Consider the following 8,183-nt stretch of genomic DNA (forward strand, 5'->3'; position numbering starts at 1 on the left):
CGGCGCGCCGGTGCTGGCGCCGACGCTGCGGGTCACGGTCTGGGGCGCGCTGGCGATGGCGGTGACCGCCGGGATCGGCGCCCTGGTGGGCGCCGCGGTCTGATCCCGCCGGGCGTCCAGGCTTTGCCCGTCAGGCCTTGACCGTCAGGCCTTGACCAGCGGACAGGCGCTTTCCGACAGCGGCACCGCGGTCTGATCCGCCGGGGTGGTGGCGACGAGATCATAGAGGTCCCATTCGCCACGGCTTTCCGCCGGCGTCTTGACGCGGAACAGATAGGCCGGGAACAGGCCGCGCCCGTCGATGCGTATCTTGCCGGGGCCGAAGGCATCATCGTCGGTCGGCATCGCCTTCATCCGCGCGACCGTCGCCGCCCCGCTGCGCTTGGCTTCCGCCGGACCCATCGCCGCCGCGACCTTGAGATAGTGCAGCACCGAAGAATAGGCGCTCGCCTGCGCCTGGTTCGGCATGAAGTTGCCCATCTTCGGTTGCAACCGCTTGGCAAAGGCCCGGGTGCGGTCATTGAGGTTCCAGTAGAAACTCTCCGTCAGCGTGATGCCCTGCGCGACGTCCAGGCCGAGAGCGTGGATGTCGGTGATGAAGGACAGCATGGGAGCAAGCCGCATCCCGGATTTGCGCAGCCCGAACTCGTGCGCCTGTTTCATGCAGTTGACCGAGTCCGCGCCGGCATTGGCCAGCCCGAGCACGTTGGCGCCGCTCGACATCGCCTGCGAGATGAAGGACGAGAAATCGGTCGTGTCCGGGAACGGGTAGCGCACGGACCCCAGCACCTTGCCGCCCGCGGCGCGCACCACGTTCGACGTCTGGTCCTCCAGCGAATGGCCGAACGCATAGTCGGCGGTGATGAAGAACCACGTCTTGCCGCCCGCGCGCACCATCGCCCCGCCGGACGAGACGGCCATCATATAGGTGTCGAAGCTCCAGACGATCGTGTTGGCGTTGCACTGCTTCCCGGTCAGGGCGACGGCGGTCGCGCTGGCGTTCAGGTGAAGCTTGTCCTTCTCCCGGCAGACCTGCGAGACGGCGAGTGCCACGGAGGAGGTCGGCACGTCCGCGATCACGTCCACGCCGTCGTTGTCGATCCACTGCCGCGCGATCGACGCGCCGACATCCGGCTTGTTCTGATGGTCGGCGTACAGGATGTCGACATCGAACCCGTGGTCGCCGAAATCCTGCACCGCCTGCCGGGCGCAGGCGACCGATGTCATGCCCGTGAGATCGCGATAGGGCCCGGACTCGTCGTTCAGCACGCCGATCCGCAGGCGCGGGCGCGGCGCGGCCCGGGCAATACGTGACGATAACGCAATGGTCACGGGAGCCGCGGCAAGAAGGACGCGGCGCGACAACGTCTGCATGGCCGTTTTCTCCCCTGTTCCCGGTCTTCTTGATGCCGGATCGTCCCACCTATCACGGTATGTTTGGACATGACAGCGCGGACGGCGCGGGGGCGCCCGCGTCTACAGGGGTGGCCAGCGGCGGGTGCGGTCGGCCTCCTGCGCCGGGGTGAGGGTCATCGGGCCATCCGCCACCTGCGGCGGGATCGGGCGGGGCAGGGCCTGCGGATCCTGCCAGCAATCGACGCTGCCGAGACTGCGGGTGCAATAGGGAACGGGGCGGGGCGGGGGCTGGATCGGGCGGCAATAGGTCAGGCCCTCGTCCAGCCGGACGACGGAGCAGTCGCGCCCGGTGACGGTGGACCAGATCGCGTCGAAGACGTCGCGATGGATCACCGGCACGGCGGCGACGTCGACGGCCGCCGCCGCCCCGGCGGCGACGCAGCCGCCGAGGGCGGGGCAGAGGAGCAGCACGGCAGCCAGCGCGGGCAGGGTACGGGCCATGACGCCTCTGTGGCGCGGCCCGGGTAAGGAAAGCGTGTATGTTTCGGCGCCGACGCGTCGCCGGCGTTTGCGGCGGAGGCGGGGCGTCGCTATGGTCCGCCGCCACGGCCGCCCCGGTTCCATGACCGGCGCGGCGATGCAGGCACGCCCGGGAGCCGTCGTGGTCGATATCTTCGACGAAGTTGAACAGGATCTGCAGGCGGAGCGCACCGCCCGCCTGCTGCGTAAATATGGCTGGGTCATCATCGCCGCGGCCGTGCTGGTGGTGGCCGCGACCGCCGGATGGCAGGCGTGGCGCTGGCGTCAGGACCGTCTCGATGCGGCGGCGGCGCACGACTACATGGTCGCCTCGCGCACCGCGGACCCGGCCGGGACCGTCGCCGCCACGGCGCAGGCCAAGGAAGCGGCGCTCGCCCGGTTCCAGGCGCTGGCGGCGGACGGCACGCCCGGCTATCGGGTCCTCGCCCGGCTGCGCGCCGCGGCCCTGATGGCCGATGCCGGCAACCTCGCGGGCGCCAGCGCCCTGTGGGACGAGGTGGCGCATGACGACGCCGCCGGCCCGCTGCTGCAGGGTCTGGCCACCCTGACCTGGGCGCAGCATCACGTCGATACCGGCGATGCCGCCGCGGTCACCGCGCGGCTGCAGCCCCTGCTGGCGCCCGCCAGCCCCTGGCACGCGCTGGCCGAGGAGACGCAGGCCGCGATCGACCTGCGGCAAGGGCACACGGACGCGGCCCGTTCCATCCTGCAGACGTTGCAGACGGACACCGGCGCCCCCGACGGCGTGCGCGGGCGCGCCGGGGAATTGCTGGCGAAGCTCGCCGAATGACGCGCCCCATCGGACGACGCGCGGCGCTGTGGGCGCCGCTTGCCCTGCCGGTCGCGCTCGGCGGCTGCAGCTGGCTCGAGAACCTGTTCCAGTCGCACAAGGAGCCGGTCCCCGGCAAACGCGTGGACATCGTGGCGTCGCGCCGCGGCCTCAATGTCGATAAGTCCGGCACGCTGAAGGTCGTGCTGCCGCCGCGCGTGACCAACGCCGACTGGCCGCAGGCCGGCGGCAACCCGTCGCACCTGATGGGCCACCTCAGTGCCGGTGACCGGCTGACCGAGGCATGGTCGGCCGATATCGGCGAGGGCGGTGGCTACCGGCAGAAAATCCTCTGCCAGCCCGTGGCCGACAAGGGCTTGGTCTACACCATGGATTCGGATGCGGTGGTGTCCGCCTTCGACATGCACACCGGCGACCGGCTGTGGACGGCCGACACCAAGAGCGAGGACGACGACAGCACCAATATCGGCGGCGGCCTCGGCGTCAATGGTGGGGTGGTCTATGCCGTCAACGGCCTTGCGTGGCTGGTGGCGCTCGATGCCAGGACGGGCAAGGAGAAATACCGGCAGAACGTCGGGGCCCCGACCCGCTCGGCGCCGACGATCGCCGACGGGCGCGTCTTCTTCACCACGATCGAGGACAAGCTGCTGGCCCGCGCCGCCGATGACGGGCGGGCGCTCTGGTCCTATCAGGGGGAGAGCGCCGCCACCAGCCTGCTCGGCCAGCCCGCGCCCGCCTATGCCAACGGGCTGGTGGTCGGGGGATTCGGTTCCGGCGAGATCGCCGGCCTGCGGGCCGAGACGGGCGGCGTCGCCTGGACCGACTCGCTCGCCTCGCTGCGCGGCCGCGGCAATGCGGGCGACCTGTCCGCGATACGGGGGCTGCCGGTCATCGACGAGGGGCAGGTCTATGTCGTCGGCCTCGGCGGCCTGCTGGTGGCGATCGACCAGCGCACCGGGCGGCGCCTGTGGGAGCGCGAGGTCGCCGGCGAGGACAGCGTCTGGGTGGTGGGCGACTGGCTGTTCGTCCTGTCGCTCCAGCAGCAGTTGGCCGCGGTCGCCCGCGCCGACGGGCGCGTCGCCTGGGTGACCGACCTGCCGCGGTATGACGACGAGGAAACCCGCTCCGACCCGATCACCTGGTTCGGGCCGATCCTGGTCGGCGACCGGCTGGTGCTCGCCGGCACCAACAGCCAGGCGATCGCGGTCAGCCCCTATACGGGCGCGATCCTGGGGCAGCAGGATCTGTCGGGGCCGGCCTCGCTCGGGCCCATCGCCGTGGACGGCACGGTGTTCATCGTGACGGACGACGGCCGCCTGCTCGCGCTGCGCTGAACGCGGCGCGGGGATGGGCACCATGCCGCCGGTCGTGGTCATCGCGGGGCGGCCGAACGTCGGCAAGAGCACGCTGTTCAACCGGCTGGCCGGCCGCCGCAGCGCGATCGTCGCGGACACCCCGGGCGTCACCCGCGACCGCAAGGACGCGGAGGCGATGCTGCGCGGCCGCCTGTGCCGGCTGGTGGATACCGCCGGGCTGGAGGAAAGCGCGCCCGAGACGCTGGCCGGCCGCATGCGCGCCTCCAGCGCGGCGGCGGTCGCGGGCGCCGATCTCATCCTGTTCGTCATCGACGCCCGCGCCGGCATCACCCCCGCCGACCGTCATTTCGCCGACTGGCTCCGCCGCCAGGGCCGGCCGCTGCTGCTGATCGCCAACAAGGCCGAGGGCCGGGCGACCGAATCGGCGCTTTATGACGCCTATGCGCTCGGTCTCGGCGATCCGCTTGCCGTCTCCGCCGAGCATGGCGAGGGCATCGCCGACCTCATGCGCGAGATCGCCGAGCACCTGCCGCCCGAGCGGCCGGACTCCGAGGGCGATGACTCCGCGCCGCTCAAGCTCGCGATCGTCGGCCGGCCGAACGCGGGCAAGTCCACGCTGCTCAATCGCCTAGTCGGCGAGGAGCGGATGATCACCGGGCCGGAACCCGGCCTGACCCGTGACGCGGTCGCCGTCATGCTGCACGACAACGTCGGACCGATCGAACTCGTCGATACCGCCGGCCTGCGCCGCCGCGCGCGCATCGAGGCGCCGCTGGAGAAGCTCTCGGTGGGTGCGACCATCGGCGCGCTGCGCATGGCCGAGGTCGTCGTGCTCGCGGTCGACGCGGTGGAGGGGCTGCACGATCAGGACCTGCAGATCGCCAAGCTGATCGAGCGCGAGGGGCGGGCGGCGGTGATCGCGCTGAACAAATGGGACGCGGTCGCCGACCGCGACGCCGCGCGGCGCGCCGTGGCCGACCGGCTGGAGACCAGCCTCGCGCAGATGAAGGGCATCGCCGTGGTACCGATCTCCGCCCTCACGGGCGCGGGGATCGAGCGTCTGCTGCCGGCCGTCCGGCGCGTCCACGGCATCTGGAACACCCGCGTCGCCACCGCGGCGCTCAATCGCTGGTTCGAGGGGGCGTTGGCGCGTCACACCCCGCCGCTGGTGGAGGGCCGCCGGCTGAAGCTGCGCTACATGACGCAGGCGAAGGCGCGCCCGCCGACCTTCGTCGTGTTCGGCACCCGCGCCGAACAGACGCCCGAGGATTACCGCCGCTACCTCGTCAACGGCCTGCGCGACAGCTTCGACCTGCCGGGCGTGCCGATCCGGCTGCAGTTCCGCGGCACCACCAACCCCTACGCGGAGGACTGATCTCCACCGCGCGGGGTTGTCTTCCGGCGCGGCATACCGGACTGTCCGCCCATCGATAGCGGCGATCAACGCCGCGCGCGGAACGATGCAGGGGGGACGCGATGGACGAGCTTGAGCGGCGCACTATGGCCAAGGTTGCCCGGCGGCTCGTGCCGTTCCTCATGATCTGTTACTTCGTCGCCTATCTCGACCGCGTGAATGTCGGCTTCGCCAAGCTGCAGATGAACGCCGCGCTCGGCATGAACGACGCGATGTATGCGCTCGGCGCGGGCGTGTTCTTCTTCTCGTATTTTCTGCTGGAAGTGCCGTCGAACCTGATCCTCGACCGCGTGGGCGCGCGGCGCTGGATCGCGCGCATCATGCTGAGCTGGGGCATCCTGTCGGGGGCGATGGCGTTCATCCCGCACATCGCGACGCTCACCGGCCTGTCGCCGGCCCACTCGTTCTACCTCGTGCGCGTGCTGCTCGGCGCCGCCGAGGCCGGGTTCTTCCCGGGCATCATCTTCTATCTGACGCTCTGGTTCCCGGCGGTCTATCGCGCCCGCATCATCGGCCTGTTCATGGCGGCGATCCCGATGTCGTCGGTGATCGGCTCGCCGGTGTCCGGCGCGCTGCTGGGCGTGTCCGGCCTCGGCTTCGCCGGCTGGCAGTGGCTGTTCATCCTGGAGGCGGTGCCGGCGCTGATCCTCTCGGTCGTCGTGCTCGTCTATCTGACCGACCGCCCGTCGGACGCGCACTGGCTCGCCGCCGACGAGCGCGGCTGGCTGCAGTCCCGCATGGCCGCCGAGGAGCGTCAGCGCGTGGAAGCCGAGCATATCGGCATCATGGCGGCGCTGACCAACGGGCGGGTGCTGCTGCTGGCCCTGGTCTATTTCGGCGCCGTCGCCGGCAATTACGGCATCGCCTATTTCATGCCGACCATCGTCAAGGGCTTCGGCCTGACCAACCTGCAGACCGGCTTCGTCACCGCGATCCCGTATCTGGTCGGCACGATCGGCATGATCTGGTACGGCCGCCGGTCCGATCGCCATATGGAGCGCAAGGCGCACGCGGCGGTGGCCCTCGCGCTGGCCGCGATCGGCACGGCGGGCGTCGCGCTGTTCAACGACCCGACGGTCAAGCTCGCGATGCTGTCGCTCAGCAGCTTCGGCATCTTCGCCGTGCTGCCGGTGTTCTGGACCCTGCCGACCGCCTTCCTGTCCGGTGCGGCGGCGGCGGCGGGCATCGCCATCATCAACGCGCTCGGCAACCTGTCCGGGTTCGCCGGCCCCTACATCATGGGCTACCTGAAGACGGCGACGGGCGACTTCCGCGCCGGCCTGCTGTGCATCGCGGGGCTGGTCGCGATGGCGCTGGTCGCCGTGCTGTCGCTGCGCCACGACCGGGAACTGGAGCGGGTGCCGGCGCACGCCCCGGCCGAGTAGCGGCGGGGCGCGCGCCGGATCGGCGGGCTTAGGCGGGAGTGAAGTTCATCGCCACGCCGTTCATGCAGTAGCGCAGGCCGGTCGGCGGCGGGCCGTCGGGAAACACGTGGCCGAGATGGCCGCCGCAGCGGGCGCAATGCACCTCCGTCCGCACCATGCCCCAGCTGCGGTCGGTGCTGGTTTCCACCGATCCCTCGACCGGCTGGGTGAAGCTCGGCCAGCCGGTGCCGCTCTCGAACTTGGTGCGGGTGTCGAACAGCACCTGCCCGCAGCCGGCGCAGGCGAACACGCCGGCGCGCTTCTCGTAATTCAGCGCGCAGCTGCCCGCCCGCTCGGTGCCGTGCTTGCGCAGGACCTGGAACTGCTCGGGCGTCAGCCGCTCCCGCCACTCCGCCTCGGTGAAGGATACGGGGAACCGGTCGGACCCCGCCGTCTCGTTCATGCCATCGGCCATGTGCGTTTCCTCGTTTGCCGCGTCCGTCAAAATAAGGCCGCGGCCGCGCGAGTGACAGATGGGGCGCCGGCTGCGCTAGCATGGCGGCTCCTCAGCATGCGGAGCGTGACGGATGGACTTGCAACTGACTGGCAAGGTGGCCCTGGTGACCGGCGGCACCAAGGGGATCGGACGGGCGATCGTGGACCTTCTTGCCGAGGAGGGCTGCGCCATCGCCCTCTGCGCCCGCTCGGCGGCCGAGGTCGAGGCCACGGTCGCCACGCTGCGCAAGGGCGGCACCCGCGCGACCGGCCGCGCCGTGGACGTGAGCGACCATGCGGCGCTGCGGGCCTGGGTCGCCGACGCGGCCACCGAGCTGGGCGGTCTCGACATCGTGGTGCCCAACGTGAGCGCGCTGCAGGTGGGGCGTGACGAGGCGGCGTGGCGGGCGGGGTTCGAGACGGACATGATGGGCACGGTCGCCGCCGTCGATGCCGCCATGCCGTTCCTGGAAAAGTCGAAGGCCGGCAGCATCGTCATCATCTCCAGCGTGTCCGGCCGTGAGGTCGATTTCGCCGCCGGCCCTTATGGCGCGTTCAAGGCCGCCCTCATCCACTACGCGCAGGGGCTCGCCAATCAACTCGCCGCGAAGGGCATCCGCGCCAATACGGTCTCGCCGGGGAATACGTATTTCGAGGGTGGGGTCTGGCAGAACATCCAGAACAATCTGCCCGACCTCTATGCCCAGGCACTGGCCCTCAACCCGACGGGCCGGATGGGCACGCCGCAGGAGATGGCCAATGCCGTCGCGTTTCTCGCAAGCCCCCGGGCCAGCTTCATCACCGGCACCAATCTCGTGGTGGACGGCGCCCTCACGCGTGGGGTGCAGTTCTAGGGCCGGGCGCGCGCTGGCCGCGGCGCTGGTCGCGGCGGCCCCGCTCGCCGCCGC

At 70.9% G+C, this 8,183-nt stretch carries 8 protein-coding genes; 5 read left to right on the forward strand and 3 right to left on the reverse strand.

Annotation, left to right across the window (positions count from 1 at the left end; translation table 11 throughout):
* Nucleotides 1-144: 144 nt before the first annotated feature.
* Nucleotides 145-1,269 carry an ABC transporter substrate-binding protein gene (locus tag B8460_RS02145; protein WP_241771074.1) on the reverse strand — a complete coding sequence of 375 codons (1,125 nt, stop codon included), beginning with the start codon at nt 1,267-1,269 and terminating at the stop codon, nt 145-147.
* A gap of 207 nt (nt 1,270-1,476) precedes the next feature.
* Nucleotides 1,477-1,857, reverse strand: coding sequence for a hypothetical protein (locus B8460_RS21540; RefSeq protein WP_048859925.1), 381 nt, complete (start codon nt 1,855-1,857; stop codon nt 1,477-1,479).
* Between the two features lie 136 nt (nt 1,858-1,993).
* On the opposite strand from B8460_RS21540, the gene B8460_RS02155 reads away from it, so the two are divergent.
* From B8460_RS02155 to B8460_RS02170, 4 genes are all read left to right on the forward strand, one after another.
* Entirely contained in the window at nt 1,994-2,686 is a 693-nt protein-coding gene (locus B8460_RS02155) for a tetratricopeptide repeat protein (protein ID WP_048859930.1), read from the forward strand.
* The gene (locus B8460_RS02160; protein ID WP_048859926.1) at nt 2,683-4,020 is read left to right on the forward strand and encodes an outer membrane protein assembly factor BamB family protein; all 1,338 of its coding nucleotides are present in this window, start codon (nt 2,683-2,685) and stop codon (nt 4,018-4,020) included. Before B8460_RS02155 ends, B8460_RS02160 begins: the two co-directional genes overlap by 4 nt.
* A gap of 22 nt (nt 4,021-4,042) precedes the next feature.
* Nucleotides 4,043-5,377, forward strand: a complete 1,335-nt coding sequence (der, locus tag B8460_RS02165) for a ribosome biogenesis GTPase Der (protein WP_373855607.1) — start codon at nt 4,043-4,045, stop codon at nt 5,375-5,377.
* A gap of 101 nt (nt 5,378-5,478) precedes the next feature.
* On the forward strand, nt 5,479-6,801 hold the full coding sequence (locus B8460_RS02170) for an MFS transporter (protein WP_048859928.1): 1,323 nt from the start codon (nt 5,479-5,481) through the stop codon (nt 6,799-6,801).
* Between the two features lie 28 nt (nt 6,802-6,829).
* Here B8460_RS02170 and msrB read toward each other — a convergent pair whose 3' ends face one another.
* Nucleotides 6,830-7,255, reverse strand: coding sequence for a peptide-methionine (R)-S-oxide reductase MsrB (gene msrB, locus B8460_RS02175; protein ID WP_148360258.1), 426 nt, complete (start codon nt 7,253-7,255; stop codon nt 6,830-6,832).
* A gap of 112 nt (nt 7,256-7,367) precedes the next feature.
* On the opposite strand from msrB, the gene B8460_RS02180 reads away from it, so the two are divergent.
* The gene (locus B8460_RS02180; protein WP_048859929.1) at nt 7,368-8,129 is read left to right on the forward strand and encodes an SDR family NAD(P)-dependent oxidoreductase; all 762 of its coding nucleotides are present in this window, start codon (nt 7,368-7,370) and stop codon (nt 8,127-8,129) included.
* The last annotated feature ends 54 nt before the right edge of the window (nt 8,130-8,183 follow it).

Origin of the sequence: Acidisphaera rubrifaciens HS-AP3, assembly GCF_000964365.1 — a bacterium.
GTDB classification, from domain to species: Bacteria; Pseudomonadota; Alphaproteobacteria; order Acetobacterales; family Acetobacteraceae; genus Acidisphaera; species Acidisphaera rubrifaciens.